The 20,564-nt window shown below is 72.2% G+C and carries 3 protein-coding genes and 1 pseudogene; all 4 read right to left on the bottom strand.

The window, feature by feature from the left end; translation table 11 throughout:
- Nucleotides 1-25: 25 nt before the first annotated feature.
- Nucleotides 26-5,170 (bottom strand): annotated as a pseudogene (locus KHP12_RS49390) (type I polyketide synthase); the annotation flags it as partial.
- 90 nt (nt 5,171-5,260) lie between these two features.
- Nucleotides 5,261-6,463, bottom strand: coding sequence for a cytochrome P450 (locus tag KHP12_RS49385; protein WP_037966346.1), 1,203 nt, complete (start codon nt 6,461-6,463; stop codon nt 5,261-5,263).
- 226 nt (nt 6,464-6,689) lie between these two features.
- On the bottom strand, nt 6,690-14,054 hold the full coding sequence (locus KHP12_RS49380; protein WP_211834765.1) for a type I polyketide synthase: 7,365 nt from the start codon (nt 14,052-14,054) through the stop codon (nt 6,690-6,692).
- A complete protein-coding gene (locus tag KHP12_RS49375; protein WP_372455337.1) occupies nt 14,051-20,296 on the bottom strand; it encodes a type I polyketide synthase in 6,246 nt (2,081 codons plus the stop codon). Before KHP12_RS49375 ends, KHP12_RS49380 begins: the two co-directional genes overlap by 4 nt.
- Nucleotides 20,297-20,564: the final 268 nt, after the last annotated feature.

The raw sequence follows: 20,564 nt of genomic DNA, 5'->3' as shown, positions 1-20,564 counted from the left end.
GGGTCTGAGGGGGCGGGGAACGGCTCTACTTCATGCCGAGCTCGTTGTGGATGAAGTCGAAGAGTTCGTCGGCGCCGGCATCCCGCAGCCGCGTGGCGGAATGCCGGTCCTCGGTGTTGCCGCGCGCGTGCAGCTTCGCCACGCGGTCGGCCAGGACGGTGCGCAGCGCCTCGTCGGTCGACGGCGCGGCGAGTACCGACTCGAGGTGGTCCAGGGCGGCCAGCAGCGCCTGTTCGGGGCTGGTGGCCGAGGCCAGTTCCGCGGCCAGTTTCCCGGCGAGTGCCTCGGGGGTCGGAAAGTCGAAGGTCGTGGTGGCCGGCAGCCGCAGACCGGTGAGGGTGTTGAGCCGGTTGCGCAGTTCGACGGCCGTGAGGGAGTCGAACCCGGACTTCAGGAACGGTTGCCGCGGGTCGATCTCCTCACGTCCGGCGAACCCGAGGATCGCCGCGGCCTGCTCGCGCACCAGCTTCAGCAGTTCGCGTCCGCGCTCGGCGGGGCCCAGCGCGGCCACGCGCGCGGCGAAGTCCGGCTCGGCGACCACGGCGGCGGCCGCCGGTCGCACCGGGCCACGGGCGGCCGGTGCCATCCTGACCGGCACGGCCACCGGGTGGGCTCCGGCCAGCGCACGGTCGAACAGCGCGAGACCCTCGGCCGTGGACAGGGCGCCGACCGTGCCCCCGGGGCGGGTGGCCTTGACCGGGGCGGTCAGCGATGTCGTCTGCTCCCACAGGCCCCAGGCGAGGGAGTGCCCGGCGAGGCCGGCCGCCTGCCGCTGGGTGGCCAGTGCGTCGAGGAAGGCGTTGGCCGCCGCGTAGTTCGCCTGCCCCGGGGAGCCGAGGATTCCGGCCGCCGAGGAGAACAAGGCGAACAGCCGCAGGTCCATGCCCTCGGTGAGCTCGTGCAGATGCAGCGCTCCCTGGATCTTCGGTGCGGCGACGGTGCGCAGCCGGTCGGGGGTCAGCGAGGTGATGGCACCGTCGTCGAGTACGGCCGCGGCGTGCACGACACCGGCGAGCGGGAACTCGTCGATGCCCTCGAGCACCGCGCGGACCTGGTCCCGGTCGGCAACGTCGCAGGCGACCGCCTCGGCCCGCGCGCCCAGTTCTCCCAGTTCGGCGATCAGCTCGGCCACGCCGTCGGCCCGCGGTCCGGACCGGCTGACGAGTACGAGGTGGCGGACCCCGTGCCGCAGGGCCAGATGGCGCGCCACCAGGGCGCCGAGGCCGCTGGTTCCACCAGTCACCAGGACCGTTCCGTCGGACGGAATCCGCGGGAGGTCACCTTCTTCGCCCCGGGCACTCATCAGCCGGGGGGCCAGGATCACGCCGCGGCGCAGGGCGAGCTGTGGCTCGCCGGTCGCGAGAGCGGCGCAGAGGGCATCGTCGGACCCGTCGTCGATGTCGACGATGACCAGCCGCCCGGGGTGTTCGGCCTGCGCCGAGCGCACCAGCCCCCACACCGGTGCCTGGCAGAGGGCGGAGACCGTGTCGTCGGGTCCGGTCGAGACCGCGCCACGTGTCAGCACGACCAGCCGGGAGTCCGGCCGGCCCTCGTGCCGCAGCCACTCCTGGACGGCCTCCAGCGCCTGGTTCGCCACCTCGATCGGCGAGTCCGCCACCTCGCACTCGTACCTCACGGTGGGGCCCGGATCGACGGCCGGCGGGCCGGGTTCCACGGGTGTCCACTCCAGGCGGGAGAGCAGACCGGCCAGCGGGGGGTCGAGCCGGCCGGCGCTGAGCGTGCGGGAGCGCACCCGGTCCACGGTGACCACCGGCGCGTTCGCCGGATCGGTGGCGAGTACCGAGATGTCCCCGGCCCGCGTCGCGGCGACGCGCACGCGCAACGACCGAGCCCCCGAGGCGTGTACGGAGATCCCCGACCAGGCGAAGGGAAGGGATACGCGGCCGGGCTCGGCCGCCGCGAAGGCCATCACCTGAAGTGCGGAGTCGAGCAGCGCGGGGTGCAGTACGAACGCGGTCTCCGGCACCTCGTCCGGCAGCGCCACTTCGGCGTAGTACACGTCCGCCGACCGCCACATGGCCCGCACACCGCGGAAGGCCGGCCCGTAGTCCAGGCCGTTGTCCTCCAGGGTCTCGTAGAACCGTTCGATGTCCACCGCTTCCGCCGGTTCCGGCGGCCAGCTCCGCCAGACCGGCGCCTCGCCCGGCCCGTCGGTGACGACGGCGCTCGCGTGGTGGGTCCAGTCCGATCCGGCGGTCCGGGAGTGGACCTGGACGTGACCGTCGGTGGCGACCGTCACCTGCACATCCACCCGCCCGTCCGCCGGGATGACCAGCGGCGCGTGGAGGGTGAGTTCCTCGACGGCCGGGCGGCCCACCTCGTCGCCCGCCCGGACGACCAGCTCGACGAAGGCGGCACCGGGCAGGATCACCGAGCCGCGCACGGTGTGGTCGGCCAGCCATGGATGCGAGGCGAGCGACAGCGAGCCGGACAGTACGAGCTCACCGGATGCCGCCAGGTCGGCCTTCGCGCCGAGCAGGCCGTGGTCCACCGGTGCCAGGCCGACCGCGGACACCTCACCACGGGCGGAGCCGCCGTCCAGCCAGAACCGTTCATCGGCGAACGGGTAGGTGGGGAGATCCACCTGCCGGACGCCGGCCGGAAGCGCCGCGCTCCAGTCCACGTCGATTCCGAGGGCACACGCTTGCGCCGCGGCCCGCAGCATCTGCGCGATGCCACCGGATTGCCTTCGCAGTGTGCCCACGACGGCGATCTCGGCGTCCCCGGCGGTCTGTTCGACGGCCGTGGTCAGTACCGGGTGGGGACTGGGCTCGACGAACGCGCCGAAGCCGTCGGCCAGCAGGGCCGACACCGCTCCCTGGAACTTCACCGGCTCGCGGAGGTTGGTGTACCAGTACTCCGCGTCCATGGCCGACCCGTCGATCGGGCCACCCGTCACCGAGCTGTGGACCGGGACCGTACCCACAGCAGGGGCGATCGGCCCCAGGGCCGTCAGCAACTCCTCGCGAAGGTCCTGGACCGCCGGGGAGTGGGAGGCGTAGTCCACCGCGATCCGCCGGGCCCGCGGCTCCCGCTCCACCAGAGCCGCCACCGCCTCCGACGCCCCCGAGACCACCACCGACTCCGGACCATTCACCGCAGCCACCACCAGACCATCGCCATACGACGCGATCAGGGCCTCCACCTCACCCAGAGGAAGCGGCAGCGACACCATCCCGCCACGCCCCGCAAGCCTCTGAGCGATCAACCTCGACCGCACACACACCACCCGCGCCGCGTCCTCCAACGACAACACCCCCGCCACACACGCCGCCGCGATCTCCCCCTGCGAATGACCCACCACCGCACCAGGCACCACACCAAACGAACGCCACAACCGCGCCAACGACACCATCACCGCCCACAACACCGGCTGCACCACATCCACCCGAGCCAGCGCCTTCTCATCACCCAGCACATCCGCCAACGACCAGTCCACGAACGGCGCCATGGCCCCCGCACACTCCTCCATCGCCTCGGCGAACACCGGCGACGACCCCAACAACTCCACCGCCATCCCCACCCACTGCGCCCCCTGCCCCGGAAACACCCACACGGGTCGGCCCGTGGAGATCGCCTTCCCGGTGACCACCGCGCCACGGGGTTCGTCGGCCGCGCAGGCGCCCAGGAGTTCGTCCAGTTCATCGCGGTCCGCGGCGACCAGTACCGCGCGGTGAGCGAACATGGTCCGCGTCGTGGCGAGCGAGTGGGACACGTCCCCGAGGTCGGCCTCGGGGTGGCGCTTCAGGTGCGCACGCAACCGCCGTGCCTGCTCCCGGACCCCGGCGTCGTTGCGGGCGGACAGGGGATACGGCAGCACTCCGGCGGCGACCGGGTCCCGCCGGAGGGGTTCCGGTTCGGCCTGTTCCAGGATGAGGTGCGCGTTCGTACCGGACACCCCGAAGGAGGAGACGGCGGCGCGGCGGGGACGGTCCACCACCGGCCACGCACGCGCCTCCGTCAGCACCCGCACCGAACCCCACTCCACCTTCGAAGAGGGCACATCCACATGCAACGACCGCGGCAACACCCCACACCGCAACGCCATCACCATCTTGATCACACCAGCCACCCCAGCAGCCGCCTGCGCATGACCAATATTCGACTTCACCGACCCCAACCACAACGGCTCACCACCCACCCGCCGCCCATACGTCCCCACCAACGCACCCGCCTCAATCGGATCCCCCAACACCGTCCCCGTCCCATGCCCCTCCACCACATCCACATCCCCCACCGACAACCCACCCGAGACCAACGCCGCCCGAATCACCCGCTCCTGCGCCACCCCCGACGGCGCCGTCAACCCATTCGACGCCCCATCCTGATTCACCGCAGAACCCCGCACCACCGCCAACACCCGACGCCCCGAAGCCACCGCATCCGACAACCGCTCCAACACCACCAACCCCGCACCCTCAGAAAACCCCGTCCCATCCGCACCCTCCCCAAACGACTTACACCGACCATCCACCGCCAACCCCCGCTGCCGCGAAAACTCCACGAACAGCGCGGGGACCGCCTGGACCGCGACACCACCGGCCAGTGCGAGGTCACACTCCCCGCGGCGCAGCGACTCCCCCGCCAGATGCAACGCCACCAGCGAGGACGAGCAGGCCGTGTCGACGGTGAGCGCGGGACCGTTCAGGCCGAGGGTGTAGGCGACGCGCCCGGATATCACACTGGACACGTTGCCGATCATGACTTCCGACGCATCGTCGGCGAGCGTGTCGTAGCCCTGGTAGGAGGCGCCGACGAACACCCCGGTCGGCCTGCCGTGCAGCGTTTCCGGGACGATGCGGGCGTCTTCGAGCGCCTCCCAGGCGACCTCCAGCACGAGTCGCTGCTGCGGGTCCATCCCCCGCGCCTCGCGCGGTGAGACGCCGAAGAACGCCGGGTCGAAATCGCCCGCCCCGTCGAGGAACGCCCCGCGCTCGGTCAGGCTGTCCCCCGGGTCGAGCCGCCAGCCGCGGTCCCTGGGGAAGTCCGAGGTGGCGTCCACCTCGCCGGCCACCAGCTCCCACAGATTCTCGGGGGTCCGGACCCCGCCGGGATACCGGCAGGCCATACCCACGATGGCGAGTGGTTCGGGTGTCGCGGACTCCAGCTCGCGCACCCGGGTGCGCAGCGTGTGCAGTTCCGAGGTCGCCAGCCGCAGGTAGTCGCGAAGCTTGTCGTGGTCAGCCATCCGCCCGAGTCCTTGGTCGTGTGTGCTGTGTTGGGTTGCCGTGGTCGCGGGTCACCAGGTGACCGGCAGCGCGCTGACGCCGTTCACCAGTCGTTCGATCCGCCACGGCACCTCGTCGGCGGGGACGGCCAGGCGCAGCCGGGGGAAGCGCCGCACCAGCGTGGTGAGCACCATCTGGAGTTCCGCCCTGGCCAGTTGGTGGCCCAGGCAGTGGTGGGCGCCGTGGCCGAAGGCGATGTGGGCCCGCGCGTCGCGGTCGAAGTCGATACGGTCGGCGTGCTCGAAGACCGTCTCGTCCCGGTTGCCCGCGGCCACGTGCACGATCACCACGTCTCCCGCCCGGACAAGGGTGCCGCCCAGCTCGACGTCCTCGATGGCCATCCGGGGGAAGTTTCCCGCCGTGGCGAGCGGGGTGTACCGCAGGAGCTCCTCGACCGCCTGGGGCACCAGCCCCGGGTCGTCGACCAGCCGCTGCCACAGCTCGGGGCGGCTCAGCAGCAGGAAGAGGAAGTTGCCGATCTGATTGGCCGTGGTCTCGTGCCCGGCCAGCAGCAGGGTCATTCCGAAGACGACGAGTTCCTGCTCGCTGAGCCGCTGGTCCTGATCCGTGGCCTGTATCAGCCTGCTCAGCAGGTCGTCGGCGGGGGCGGCCCGGCGCTCGGCGATGAGCTCGGCGAGGTAGGCGATGAGGCCGTCCCTGGCCTTGACGATCAGTTCGAGGTCGGTGGAGACCACCGACATGATGTCGTCGGTCCACTGGGCGAACCTCGCGTGGTCGCCGATGGGCACACCGAGCAGACGGCAGATCACCCGCACCGGCAGGGGCCAGGTCAGTGCCTGGGCGAGGTCCGCCGTGGTGCCGTCCGCCTCGATCCGGTCGAGCAGGTCGTTGATGATCTCGTCGATCGCCGGGCGCAGCTGCTCGACCTGGCGCATGGTGAACGCCTGCGCCACCAGCCTGCGCAGCCTCGTGTGATCGGGTGGGTCCATGGAGAGGATGGACATGTCGGTCTCGATCGCGGGCGTACTGCGCGCGATGTCCTTCCCCAGGGTGGCCGTGCGGCTGAACCGGGGGTCGGAGAGCACGACCTTGATGTCGTCGTAGCGGGTGACCAGCCAGCCCGGGCTGCCGTAGGGCATCTGCACCCTGGTCAGCGTCCCGGCACGGCGGGCCTGTTCGTAGGCGGGGTCCTCGTCGAGTCCGAGCTGCGGACCGAACGGGTAGGTGTGGATCTGGTTGTCGACAGCGGTCATCGCGGGCGTCTCCTTGGGATCGGGCATGAGCGAGGCGAGGCGGGCCTACGGGGTGTCCGGCGGATCTGTCCCCTCCCCGCCCCCTTCCCGCAGTATCGATATGCGGCTCCGCCGCGTGGCAGGGGCTTCGCCCCTGGACTTTGGGGTCTGGGGCGGAGCCCCAGTTGTGGGAAAGGGCGGGGAGGGGAGCAGCTCGCCGCAGGCGGCAAGATCCGTCGGACACTCCCTAGGCGAAGTCCTGGTCGATGAAGGTGAACATCTCCTCGTCGCTCGCCGAGGCGAAGTGGTCCGTTGCGAGTGCCGGCGGGCGTCGGCCGCTGAGCAGTGCCTCCATACCGCCCAGCAGCGTGCCCAGTTCGTCGGGCCCCGCCTCGTCGAGCAGGGATTCCAGTCGGGCCAGCAGTTCCCCGGCGTCGGGGCCGTCACCGCCGAGCCGTCCGGCGAGGTGTTCGCCGAGTTCGGTCACGGTGGGGAAGTCGAACACCACAGTCACCGGCATGCTCAGACCGGTGAGTTCGGTGAGCCGGTTGCGCAGCCGTACCGACGTGAGCGAGTCGAAGCCGAGTTCGCTGAAGGCACGGCGCGGGTCGACGGCCACCGCGTCGTCGTGCCCGAGCGCGTCCGCGACCTCGGCTTGGACGAGGTCCCGCAGCTTCGCGGTGCGCTGCGCCGCGTCGAGCCCGGCGAGCACGGTGCGCAGATCGGCCGCGTCGGGCCGGGACACGGCCGCCGGGCGGCGGGCCTCGGGCAGCTCGTGCAGCAAGGTGCCGAGGCCGTCGCGGGTGTGGGCGGGCACGCGGTCCCAGTCGGCGTCGAACACGGCGACGGTGGTGTCCTCGCGGTTGAGCGCGTGTTCCAACGCGACCAGCGCGGCCTTGGCGGGCATGGCGGTCAGGCCCATGCGCCGCAGCCGTTCGTCGCCGACCACGTGTGTGGCCAGGCCCTCGCCCGCCCATGCGCCCCAGGCCACGGCCAGGGCCTGTTCACCGGCCGCCCGGCGGGACACAGCGAGGGCGTCGAGCATGGCGTTCGCCGCCGCGTACGCGCCGAGACCGGGCACCCCGAACACCCCGGATATCGAGGAGAACAGCACGAAGGCGGACAGGCCGCGACCGCGCGTCAGTTCGTCCAGCACCTGGGCCCCGCGCACCTTGGCCCTGGCGACCGAGGCGAAGCCGTCGGGAGTGAGCGTGTCCAGCACACCGTCGTCGAGGCTTGCGGCCAGGTGGAAGACGCTGGTGACCGGGTGCTCGTCGAACACGGCGGCCATCCGCGCCCGATCGGCGACGTCCGCCGCGACGAACGTGACGCGGGCACCGGCTTGTTCGCACGCCTCACGCAGCTCCCCGGCACCGGGCGCGTCGGGCCCGCGGCGGCTGAGCAGGATGAGGTGGTCGGCGCCACGGCCCGCCGCCCAGCGGGCGAGCTCCGCTCCGAGCCCGCCGGTGCCACCGGTGATCAGGACCGTACCCTCAGGTGTCCAGGCTCGGGTGGGCGCCTCGGGAGCCGCGCGGACGAGCCTGCGCCCGTACAGCCCGGTGGACCGGATCGCCACCTGGTTCTCGGCCTTCTCCTCCGTGAGCAGGGACCGCAGCCTGGCGGCCACCGCCTCGTCCAGGTCCTCGGGGAGATCGACCAGGCCGCCCCAGTGCGCGGGGTACTCCCAGGCGGCGACCCGGCCCAGCCCCCACACTCCCGCCTGGTCGGCCCACGGCTGGGGGTCGGCGGAGCCGACGGCCACCGCCGCGCGGGTGGCGATCCAGGTCGGCGTGGCCAGTCCGGCGTCGTCGAGGGCCTGAAGCATGGCCGCGGCATCCACGGGAGTCCCGGGCGTGAGGAGGACTCCGTCGGCGGGCGGTTGGGCGCGCAGCCGCTCGGCGAGCTCCGCGCGCGGTGCCTCCGCCGACACCTGGACGGCCTGGTCGCCGAGCGCCCGCACGACCGAGTCGGTCCATGCGGTGCCGGTGGCGCCGAGCACGAGCCAGCGTCCCGGTTCGGCTACGGCCGGGGGCTCGGGCAGCGGGGACCAGTCGATCCGGTGGCGCCAGCGGTCCGTGACGGAGGTGCGGTCACGGGGTGAGGTGACCCAGAAGTGCTGGTGCTGGAAGGCGTACGTGGGCAGGTCGACCACGCGGGCGCCGGGGTAGGCGGGCCGCCAGTCCACGGACACGCCGTGTGCGAACGCCTCCCCCAGCGCCCGGTGCACGCGGTCGAGTGTTCCCTCGCCACGTCGCAGGGTGCCCAGCGCCACAGTGTCCGCCGTCTCCTCGATCGACGTGGTCAGCACCGGGTGCGGACTCATCTCCAGGAAGACCCGGAACCCGCCCGCCACCATCCCCGACACCGCACCATGGAAGTCCACCGGCTCGCGGAGGTTGGTGTACCAGTACTCCGCGTCCATGGCCGACCCGTCGATCGGTCCACCCGTGACCGAGCTGTGGACCGGGACCGTACCCACGGCAGGGGCGATCGGCCCCAGGGCCGTCAGCAACTCCTCGCGAAGGTCCTGGACCGCGGGCGAATGCGAGGCGTAGTCCACCGCGATCCGCCGGGCCCGCGGCTCCCGCTCCACCAAAGCCGCCACCGCCTCCGACGCCCCCGAGACCACCACCGACTCCGGACCATTCACCGCAGCCACCACCAGACCATCGCCATACGACGCGATCAAAGCCTCCACCTCACCCAAAGGAAGCGGCAGCGACACCATGCCCCCGCCCCCGGCCAGCTCCTGCGCGATCAGCCTCGACCGCACACACACCACCCGCGCCGCATCCTCCAACGACAACACCCCCGCCACACACGCCGCCGCGATCTCCCCCTGCGAATGCCCCACCACCGCCGCAGGCACCACACCAAACGAACGCCACACCGCCGCCAACGACACCATCACCGCCCACAACACCGGCTGCACCACATCAACCCGCCCCAACGCCACCGCATCACCCAACACATCCACCAACGACCACTCCACAAACGGCCCCAACGCCACCGCACACTCACCCATCGCCTCGGCGAACACCGGCGACGCCCCCAACAACTCCACCGCCATCCCCACCCACTGCGCCCCCTGCCCCGGAAACACCCACACCGGACGGGAGTCGGGGGTGCGCATGCCCTGGTCCTGGGTGGCGATCCGGTCGAGGTCGTCCGGGCCGAAGGCCACGGCGCGGCAGGCGAGAGCGGTGCGCGAGGTCGTGAGCGACAGGCCCACATCAACCGGACGCAGACCGGGACGGTCACGGAGGTACTCGGCCAGCCGCGCCGCCTGCGCCCGCAGGGCCTCGGGGGTACGGCCGGAGAGCGGCCAGGGCACCCCGGTCGGCCCCCTGTCGAGGGCAGACGCCTCGTCAGGGCGGTCGGGCCCCTGTTCGAGGATGAGGTGCGCGTTGGTGCCGGACACGCCGAACGAGGACACCCCAGCACGTCGCGGCCTGTCGGTCTCCGGCCACGCCAGCGTCTCGGTCAGCACCCGGACTCCGGCCGGCCAGTCCACGGTGGGCGCAGGTTCGGTCACGTGCAGGGTGCGGGGCATGAGCCGGTGCGCCAGGGCGGACACCGTCTTGATCACGCCTCCGATGCCCGCCGCCGCGGCGGCATGGCCGATGTTCGACTTCATCGAGCCCAGCCACAGCGGCTGTTCACGGTCCTGGCCGTATGTGGCGATCAGAGCGTTGGCCTCGATGGGGTCGCCGAGCACCGTGCCGGTGCCGTGTGCCTCGACCATGTCGATGTCCTGCGGGCGCAGGCGCGCGTTCGCCAGCGCCTGCCGGATCACCCGTTGCTGTGCCACCCCGTTGGGGGCGGACAGACCGTTGGACGCGCCGTCCTGGTTGACCGCCGAACCACGCAACACGGCGAGCACGCGGTGTCCGTTGCGCGTGGCGGCGGACAGCCGTTCCAGCACCACGAGCCCGGCGCCCTCGGCCCAGCCGGTCCCGTCCGCCTCCGCCGAGAACGCCTTGCACCGGCCGTCCGCGGCCAGGCCGCCCTGATGGGTGAACTCCTCGTAGGCGAACGGCGTCGCCATCACGGCGACACCGCCCGCCAGGGCGAGGGTGCTCTCCCCGCTGCGCACGGATTGGGCGGCCATGTGCAGCGCCACCAGCGACGACGAACACGCGGTGTCCACCGTGACCGCGGGTCCCTTCAGGTCCAGCGTGTACGCGATGCGGCCGGACAGTACGGCGGACATCTTGCCGGTGAGGACCAGGCCGCCGAGTTCCGCGTTCTCCCCGTCGGCCGCCCCCAGGTACTCCTGCTGAGACGCGCCCACGAACACGCCCGTCGCGCTGCCGCGCAAGGTGCTCGGGTCGATCCCGGTCCGCTCCACCGCCTCCCACGCCGTCTCCAGCAGCACCCGCTGCTGGGGGTCCATGGCAAGCGCCTCACGCGGGCTGATGCCGAAGAACTCGGCGTCGAACCCGGCCGCGTCGTGCAGGAACCCGCCCTGCGTGGTCGCACTGGTCAGCATCAGCTGGTCGAGATCCCAGCCGCGATCGGTCGGGAACGCGGACACGACGTCCCGCTCGCCGACGACGAGACGCCACAGCCCTTCGGGGTCGGCGACGCCACCGGGGTAGCGGCATGCCATGCCGACGATGACCACCGGATCGCCGTCATCCGCGGCGACCGTACGCCGGACCGGGGTGTCGGTGACCCCGGTCAGGAACGCGGCGACCGCGGCCGGTGTGGGGTAGTCGAAGGCGAGGCTGATCGGCAGGTCGAGGCCGGTCGCGTCGCTGAGGGCCGTGCGCAGCTGGGTCGCGGTCAGCGAGTCGAGTCCGAGGTCGGAGAAGGCACGGTCGGCCGGGACATCGGCGGCCCGTCGATGTCCGAGCACGGCGGCGACATGCCCGCGGACCAGGTCCAGCATGTCCTGGGGGCCTTCGGCCACCGGGGTGTCATCGACGGTGCCGACAGGATCCGTGGGCCAGAAGCGACTGCGCTGGAAGGCGTACGTGGGCAGGTCCACCCGAGTGGTGTCGGGGAAGACGGCACTCCAGTCGACCGGTACTCCATGCACATGGGCGGTGCCCAGCGCACGGACGAACTGGCCGAGACCACCTTCGCCACGCCGCAGGGTGCCCAGGGCGGCGACCGTCACTCCGGCGGCTTCCGCGGTCCGCTCGACGCTCATCGTGAGTACGGGGTGCGGGCTCATCTCCAGGAACACCTGGCGGCCCGCCCCCAGCAGGGCCGACACCGCTCCCTGGAACTTCACCGGCTCGCGGAGGTTGGTGTACCAGTACTCCGCGTCCATGGCCGACCCGTCGATCGGTCCACCCGTCACCGAGCTGTGGACCGGGACCGTACCCACGGCAGGGGCGATCGGCCCCAGGGCCGTCAGCAACTCCTCGCGAAGGTCCTGGACCGCCGGGGAGTGGGAGGCGTAGTCCACCGCGATCCGCCGGGCCCGCGGCTCCCGCTCCACCAAAGCCGCCACCGCCTCCGACGCCCCCGACACCACCACCGACTCCGGACCATTCACCGCAGCCACCACCAGACCATCGCCATACGACGCGATCAAAGCCTCCACCTCACCCAGAGGAAGCGGCAGCGACACCATCCCGCCACGCCCCGCAAGCCTCTGAGCGATCAACCTCGACCGCACACACACCACCCGCGCCGCGTCCTCCAACGACAACACCCCCGCCACACACGCCGCCGCGATCTCCCCCTGCGAATGACCCACCACCGCACCAGGCACCACACCAAACGAACGCCACAACCGCGCCAACGACACCATCACCGCCCACAACACCGGCTGCACCACATCCACCCGCCCCAACGCCACCTCATCACCCAGCACATCCACCAACGACCAGTCCACGAACGGCGCCAACGCCCCCGCACACTCACCCATCGCCTCGGCGAACACCGGCGACGACCCCAACAACTCCACCGCCATCCCCACCCACTGCGCCCCCTGCCCCGGAAACACCCACACGGGGCCGGTTGCCGACAGCGCCGTTCCCCGCACCACGTCCGCCGACGGTTCACCCTCGGCCAGGGCGCGCAGGCCCTCGGGGCTGGTGACCAGGGCCCGTCGTGCGAAGTGTGTGCGCGAGAGAGCCAGTGCGCCGCCGATGTCCCGGGCGGACAGTGTGCGGCCCCTCAGATGCGCGTCGAGCAGCCTCGCCTGCTCGCGCAGCGCGGACGCGTCCTGGCCGGACAGCACCCACGGGCTCGGCTGCCCCTCTTCCGGGGACTCGGCCTGGGACTGCCGTGAGACCCGCGGCTGCGGCGCGGCCTGCTCGACGATCACGTGCGCGTTGGTGCCCGAGATGCCGAACGACGAGACTCCGGCGCGCCGTGGCCGGTCGGTCTCCGGCCACGGCCGCGCGGCCGTGGCCAGTTCGACGGCACCGTCCGCCCAGTCCACGCGGGAGCTCGCCCGGCCCACGTGCAGCGTCGCCGGGACGATCCCGTGCCGCAGCGCGCCCACCATCTTGATCACGCCGCCGACCCCGGCCGCCGCCTGGGTGTGGCCGATGTTCGACTTCAACGAGCCCAGCAGCAGGGGGCGTTCCCGGTCCTGACCGTAGGTGGCCAGCAGCGCCCCGGCCTCGATCGGATCACCCAGCCTGGTCCCGGTGCCGTGCGCCTCGACCACATCCACGTCGGACGGACGCAGACCGGCGTTGTCCAGCGCGCTGCTGAGCACGCGGCGCTGAGCGGAGCCATTGGGGGCGGTGAGGCCGTTGGACGCGCCGTCGGAGTTGACCGCCGAGCCCCGCAGCAGCGCCAGCACCTGGTGTCCGTTGCGTTCGGCGTCCGACAGCCGCTCCAGGACGAGCAGCCCCGCGCCCTCGGAGAAGCTGGTGCCGTCGGCGTCGTCGGAGAACGACTTGCACCGGCCGTCGGGGGCCAGACCTTCCTGCTGGGTGAAGTCGATGAAGGCCGACGGGGTGGACATCACGGTCACCCCGCCCGCCAGGGCCAGGGAGCAGTCTCCCGACCGCAGCGCCAGCGTGGCCTGGTGCAGAGCGACCAGCGACGAGGAGCACGCCGTGTCGATGGTGACCGCCGGGCCTTCCAGGCCCAGGGTGTAGGCGATACGGCCGGACATCACGCTGCACGCGTTGCCCGTCGCGGAGAACCCGGGAGGCAGATCGGGCACCTGGTCGAGTACCGACTGGTAGTCCTGGTGCAGCGCGCCGACGAACACCCCGGTCCGGCTGTGGCGCAGGGTGCCGGGCACGATCCCGGCGCGCTCCAGCGCCTCCCAGGCCAGCTCCAGCAGCACCCGCTGCTGCGGATCGGTGGCCAGCGCCTCCCTCGGGGACATCCCGAAGAACGCCGGGTCGAACTCGGCCGCGTCGGGCAGGAATCCGCCGGAGCGAGTACTCGACGGCACCTCGCCCCAGTCCCGGTCGGTGGGGAAGTCGGTGATCGCGTCACCGCCGGACTCGACGAGTTCCCACAACTGCTCGGGGCTGCGCACACCGCCGGGGTACCGGCAGGCCATGCCGACGATCGCGATGGGTTCGCTGCGCGTGGCCAGGAGCTTGTCCAGTTGGCGGCGAGTGCGCCGGAGGTCCTCGGTGGTCTCCTTGAGGAAGTGCCGCAGCTTGGCCTCTGTGCTGGTCATGAGATACCGAACTCCTTACCGAGCAGCTCGAACATTTCCTCGTCGGTGGCTTCGCCGAGATCGGTGTCCTGGGTCTCGGTGTCGGTCACGAGCAGTGCGGACAGCCTGCGCATCACCTGTTCCCGGACCCCCGGGTCGCCGTCGAACCGGGCGAAGGCGTCCTCCAGCCGGGCCAGTTCGGCGAGCACCGGAATCTCCTGGGGCCGGTCGCCGCCGATGCGGGAGGACAGGTGCTCGGCCAGGGCGGTGGGCGAGGAGTGCTCGAAGACGATGGTGGCGGCCAGCCGCAGGCCGAGTTGGGTGCCGATCCGGTTGCGCAGTTCCACGGCGGTCAGCGAGTCGAAGCCGAGCGACTTGAACGGGCGGTCGGCCTCCAGTGACCCGTCGTCGGGGTGGCCGAGCACCGCGGCGGCTTGTGTCCGCACCAGCCTGATCAGCTCGGTGACGCGGTCCGCCGGACTCATCCGGGCGAGTCGGTCGCCGAGGGCGCCTTCTCCGGTGTCGGCGTGCCTGCGGCCGGTCGTGCCGGTCAGCGCCCACAGGATGTGCGGTGCGGACGCGGCGGCCCGCAGGGTCGCCAGGTCCAGGCGCATTCCGGCGACCGCGGGCTCGTCCTGTGCCACCGCCGCGTCGAACATGGCCAGCGCCTCGTCGGTGGACAGCGCGGGCAGCCCGGAGCGGGCAATCCGGTCGATGTCCCGTGCGGTCAGCGCGCCCGTCATGCCGCTCGCCTCGGCCCACAGGCTCCACGCGATCGATGTGGCGGGCAGGCCCGCGGCCCCGCGATGGGCGGCGAGTGCGTCGAGGAAGGCGTTGGCGGCGGCGTAGTTGGCCTGGCCCGCGCTGCCCATCACGGCGGCGGCCGAGGAGTAGAGCACGAACGCGGCGAGGTCGAGGTCCCGGGTCAGCTCGTGCAGATGCCAGGCGCCGTCGGCCTTGGAGCGCAGGCTGGTGGCCAGCCGTTCGGGGGTCATCGACTGGATCACGCCGTCGTCGAGCACCCCGGCCGCGTGCACGACGGCCGTCAGCGGGTGCTGGGCGGGAATGGTGGCGAGAAGGTCCGCCAGCTCCGTACGGTCGCCGACGTCACAGGCGCGCACCAGAACCTGGGCCCCGTGCTCGGCCAGCTCCTCGACCAGCCGGGCCGCGCCGGGCGCGTCCGGTCCGCTCCGGCTGACGAGCAGCAGCTGCCGTACGCCCCGCGTGGTCACCAGGTGGCGGGCCAGTGACGCGGCCAGGCCGCCGGTGCCGCCGGTGATCAGGACGGTGCCCCGCGGGTTCCAGCGCCGCGGCATGGTCAGCACGACCTTGCCGATGTGCTGGGCACGGCTGATGTACCGGAACGCCTCACGTCCGCGCCGGACGTCCCACGTGGACACCGGAAGGGGCTTCAGCACACCGTCATGGAACAGGTCGAGCAGGGCCGTGAGCCGCTCCTGTACGGCGTCGGGCTCCAGCTCCGCCAGGTCGAAGGCGCGGTAGCCGATCCCGGCCGGCACCTCGGTGCGGATGTCGGTCTTGCCCATCTCGGCGAACCGCCCGCCCCTGGGCAGCAGCCGCAGCGAGGCGTCCACGAACTCGCCGGCCAGCGAGTTCAGTACGACATCGACGCCCCGGCCATCGGTGACCTCCAGGAAGCGCCGCTCGAAGTCGAGGGTGCGCGAGGAGGCGATGTGGTCATCGGGAACGCCCAGCCGGCGCAGCATGTGCTGCTTGGGTTCACTGGCGGTGGCGAAGACCTCGAGACCCCAGTGCCGGGCGAGCTGGATGGCCGCCATGCCGACGCCGCCGGCGCCCGCGTGCACCAGCAGGGACTGTCCCGCGCGCACCTCGGACAGGTCGAGCAGCCCGTAGTAGGCGGTGAGGAACACGACGGGCACCGACGCCGCCTGCGCGAAGGTCCAGTCGTCGGGCATCGGCGCGAGCAGCCGGTGATCGGTGACGGTCAGCGGCCCGAAGGCGCCGACGGTCAGACCGAACACGCGGTCGCCGGGGAGCAGACCGGTCACATCCGGGCCGGTCTCCAGCACGACACCGGACACCTCGGCGCCCAGCGGGGTCGCCGCACGCCGGTTCATGCCCAGCGCGTCGAAGACATCGCGGAAGTTCACCCCGGCGGCCCGTACGTCGACCCGGACCTCCCGAGGTCCGAGCGGTTCCTCGGCGCGGGTCCACGGGATCAGGGCGAGGTCGTCGAGGCTGCCCTTGCGCGTGGTCTCCAGGCGCCATGACGGGCCGGCCGGTGGCCTCAGCGTGCCGGGCTCGGTCAGCCGGGCCGCGAGCAGGCCGCCGTCGCGCACCGCGAGCTGGGGTTCTCCGCTCGCCAGCGCGCGCGAGATCAGCTCGTCCGACACGCCCGGGCCGTCCGTGTCCACCAGGACGAACCGGCCCGTGTTCTCGGTCTGCGCGGACCGGATCAGGCCGCGGGCGGCCGCCACCGCGGGCACGACGTCCTCGTCACCGACGGCCACGCCGCCCTCGGTCACGAAGACCAGCGAGACCTCCTCGAGCCGTGGCTCGGCCAGCCATGCCCGCAGCAGGTCGAGCACCCGTGCCGTGAGCTGGTAGGTGGCGGGCAGCATGTCCTCGCCCACCGGGCCGAGGCGGACCACGGCCGCGTCGACGCCCGCGCTCGTATCGGGCAGTGCCCAGGTCCGCGGGTCGAGCTCGACAACGGTACGGGCGTGGTCCGGGTCGGCGGGCACGGGCCGCCAGGCGAGCCGGTACAGCGGGGCGTCGATGGCGGAGTCCACGGCGGTGTACCGGCGCAGCACCAGGGACTCTGCGGTCAGCACCGGTGCGCCCGCGGGGTCGACGACGGTCAGCTCGACGGTGTCCGGGCCGATGCCGCGCAGCCGGGCTCGCAGGGAGGTGGCCCCGCTCGCGTGGAGGCGCACCCCGCTCCAGGCGAACGGAAGCACACCGGTGCTGCCCAGCAGGCTGGTGGCGTGCAGAACGGCGTCCAGCAGCGCGGGGTGCAGACCGAAGGCGCCCGCGTCGGCCCGCTCGTGCTCGGGAAGCGCCACCTCGGCGCAGACGCCGTCCTCGGTCAGCCATGCGGCGCTCAGGCCCCGGAACGCCGGACCGTAGCCGTATCCCTGCTCGGCGAGAGCGTCGTACACCCCCGCCGGCTCGATCTCGTCCGCGCCCGGGGGCGGCCAGGACGTGATCGCGGGTACGGGGTCGCCGCCCTCGTGCTCACCCGAGGACAGGGTGCCGGAGGCGTGTTGCGTCCAGTTGCCTCCACCGCGGGCGAAGAGCCGCACGGTCCTGCGGTGGTCGGCGGCGGGCCGGTCCACACGGATCTGTAGCTGGACACTCCCCTGTTCCGGCAGGACGAGCGGCTTCTCCAGTACGAGTTCGTCGACCCGGTGGCAACCGGCCTCGTCGCCCGCGTGGATGACCATCTCCAGCAGGGCGGTTCCCGGCAGCAGCACCGTCCCGGCCACGGCGTGGTCGGCCAGCCAGGGGTGGGTCGCGAGCGACAGACGGGCGGTGAACAGGTGGCCGTCGTCACCGGGCAGCTCGATCCCCGCCCCGAGCAGCGGATGCTCCGGAACGCTCAGGCCCGCCGCGGTGACGTCCACCCCTGCCGTATCGGCACGAGGCCAGTACCGCTGGTACTGGAAGGCGTACGTGGGCAGTTCCACGCGAGTGGCGTCGGGGAAGACGGCACTCCAGTCCACGGGGATCCCGTGCTGGTGCGCCAGGGCGAGCGAGAGGCGGATCCGGTCGAGTGTTCCCTCGCCACGTCGCAGAGTGCCGAGCGCCACGGTCTCCGCCGTCTCCTCGATCGACGTGGTCAGCACCGGGTGCGGACTCATCTCCAGGAAGACCCGGAACCCGCCCGCCACCAGCCCCGACACCGCGCCATGGAAGTCCACCCGCTCGCGCAGGTTGGTGTACCAGTACTGGGCGCCCAGTTCGGCACCATCCACCCGGCCACCCGTCACCGACGAATAGAACGGCACCTCGGAGGCGACCGGCCGCACCGATGACAGCCCTGCCAGGACCGCGTCCCGGATCCCCTCCACCATCGGGGAGTGGGACGCGTAGTCCACCGCGATCCGCCGGGCCCGCGGCTCCCGCTCCACCAGAGCCGCCACCGCCTCGGACGCCCCCGAGACCACCACCGACTCCGGACCGTTCACCGCAGCCACCACCAGACCATCGCCATATGACGCGATCAGGTCCTCCACCTCGGCCAGAGGAAGCGGCAGCGACACCATGCCCCCGCCCCCGGCCAGCTCCTGCGCGATCAGCCTCGACCGCACACACACCACCCGCGCCGCGTCCTCCAACGACAACACCCCGGCCACACACGCCGCCGCGATCTCCCCCTGCGAATGCCCCACCACCGCCGCGGGCACCACACCGAACGAACGCCACACCGCCGCCAACGACACCATCACCGCCCACAACACCGGCTGCACCACATCCACCCGCCCCAACGCCACCTCATCACCCAGCACATCCACCAACGACCAATCCACAAAGGGCGCCAACGCCACCGCACACTGACCCATCGCCTCGGCGAACACCGGCGACGACTCCCACAACTCCACCGCCATCCCCACCCACTGCGCCCCCTGCCCCGGAAACACCCACACCGGACGGGAGTCGGTGACCCGGGCGGCGGACAGCGTGAGGGAACCCGGTTCCTCACCACGGGCCATGGCTTCGAAGGCGGTGCACGCGGCCTTCCGGTCCCCGACCACGCTCGCGCCGTGCTCGAACCGGGTGCGTGTGGTCACCAGGGAGTAGGCCAGGTCGGCCGGGGCGAGGCCCGGCCGGGACTCCAGGTGGGCCACCAGCGCCCGTGCCTGGGCGCGCAGCGCGGGCAGGCTCCTGCCGGACAGCTGCCACACCACCCGCTCGTCCCGCGGGAGCGGTCGCCGCTCGGGCGTCTCGGGCTCCGGCGCCTGCTCGAGGATGATGTGCGCGTTGGTGCCGGACACCCCGAAGGACGACACTCCGGCACGCCGCGGCCTGCCGGTCTCCGGCCAGTCGGTCGTGTGCGCCAGCGGGGAGACCGCGCCCGAGGCCCAGTCGATACGCGAGGACGGCGCCGAGAAGTGGAGCAGACCGGGCAGCACTCCCGCGCGCAGCGCCGCCACCATCTTGATCACGCCGCCGACCCCGGCCGCCGCCTGGGAGTGGCCGATGTTCGACTTCAACGAGCCCAGCAGCAGGGGGCGTTCGCGATCCTGGCCGTAGGTGGCCAGCAGCGCCCCGGCCTCGATCGGATCACCCAGCCGGGTGCCGGTGCCGTGCGCCTCCACGGCGTCCACGTCGGCGGGCGCGAGCCCCGCGTTCTCCAGCGCGCTCCAGATGACCTGCTGCTGTGCGGTGCCGTTCGGCGCGCTCAGACCGTTGGAGGCGCCGTCGGAGTTCATGGCGGAGCCGCGGATCACGGCCAGCACCTCGTGGCCGTCGCGCTGGGCGTCGGACAGCCGTTGCAGGGCGAGCATTCCCACCCCCTCCGACCACGCCGTGCCGTCCGCGTCGTCGGAGAACGACTTGCACCGGCCGTCCGGGGCGAGACCGCCCTGTTTGGTGAACTCCAGGAAGGGCGAGAGCGTGGTCATCACGACCACGCCTCCGGCCAGCGCCAGCGAGCACTCCCGGGCGCGGAGCGCACGTACCGCCGAGTGGAGCGCGACAAGGGATGCCGAGCACGCCGTGTCCACCGTCAGGGAGGGGCCTTCGAGCCCGAGCGTGTAGGAGATCCGGCCGGACATGACGCTGGCGGCGCTGCCGGTGCCGACGTAGCCCTCGACCTGGTCGACGGTGTCCCGCAGCAGTTCCTGGTAGTCCTGGGCGCAGGTGCCCACGAACACGCCGGTGTCACTGCCCCGCAGGGAGTCCGGGGCGATGCCCGCGCGCTCGACCGCCTCCCAGGACGTCTCCAGCAGCAGCCGCTGCTGGGGGTCCATGGCGACCGCCTCCCGGGGGCTGATCCCGAAGAACTCGGCGTCGAACCGGTCGATGTCCCGCAGGAACCCGCTGGCCTCGGTGGCCACGCGGTCCCGCACCGAGGCCAGGTCCCAGCCGCGGTCGGTGGGGAACTCGGTGATCGCGTCCACCTCGGACACGGCGAGCTCCCACAGCTGCTCGGGGGTGCGCACGCCGCCCGGGTAGCGGCAGGCCATGCCGACGATGGCGATCGGCTCGGTGGCCATGGCCTCGTAGCGGCGCAGTGACCGGCGGGTGCGCTTGAGGTCGGCGGTGACCCGGTTCAAGTAGTCACGGAGCTTCTGCTCACTCATCGGACACCCAACTCCTCGTCAATCACATCGGACGGCGCGGCGTCGAAGGCGGGCGCCCGGGTAGCGCGGCCACGGGCATCCGGCCCGTCGCCCAGGGACACGTTCACAGCTCGAATTCCTCGTCGATCAGCCGGAACAGCTCCTCGTCGGGGACGCCGTCCACCTCGTCCGGCTCGCCGGGGTCGTCGTCGAGCCGACTGCTGAGGCTCCGCAGCCGGGCGGCGAGCCGGGAGCGCGCCGC

It is taken from the genome of Streptomyces asiaticus, from assembly GCF_018138715.1.
In the GTDB taxonomy this organism is placed as follows: domain Bacteria; phylum Actinomycetota; class Actinomycetes; order Streptomycetales; family Streptomycetaceae; genus Streptomyces; species Streptomyces asiaticus.
This window is presented reverse-complemented; position numbering and strand designations above follow the sequence as displayed.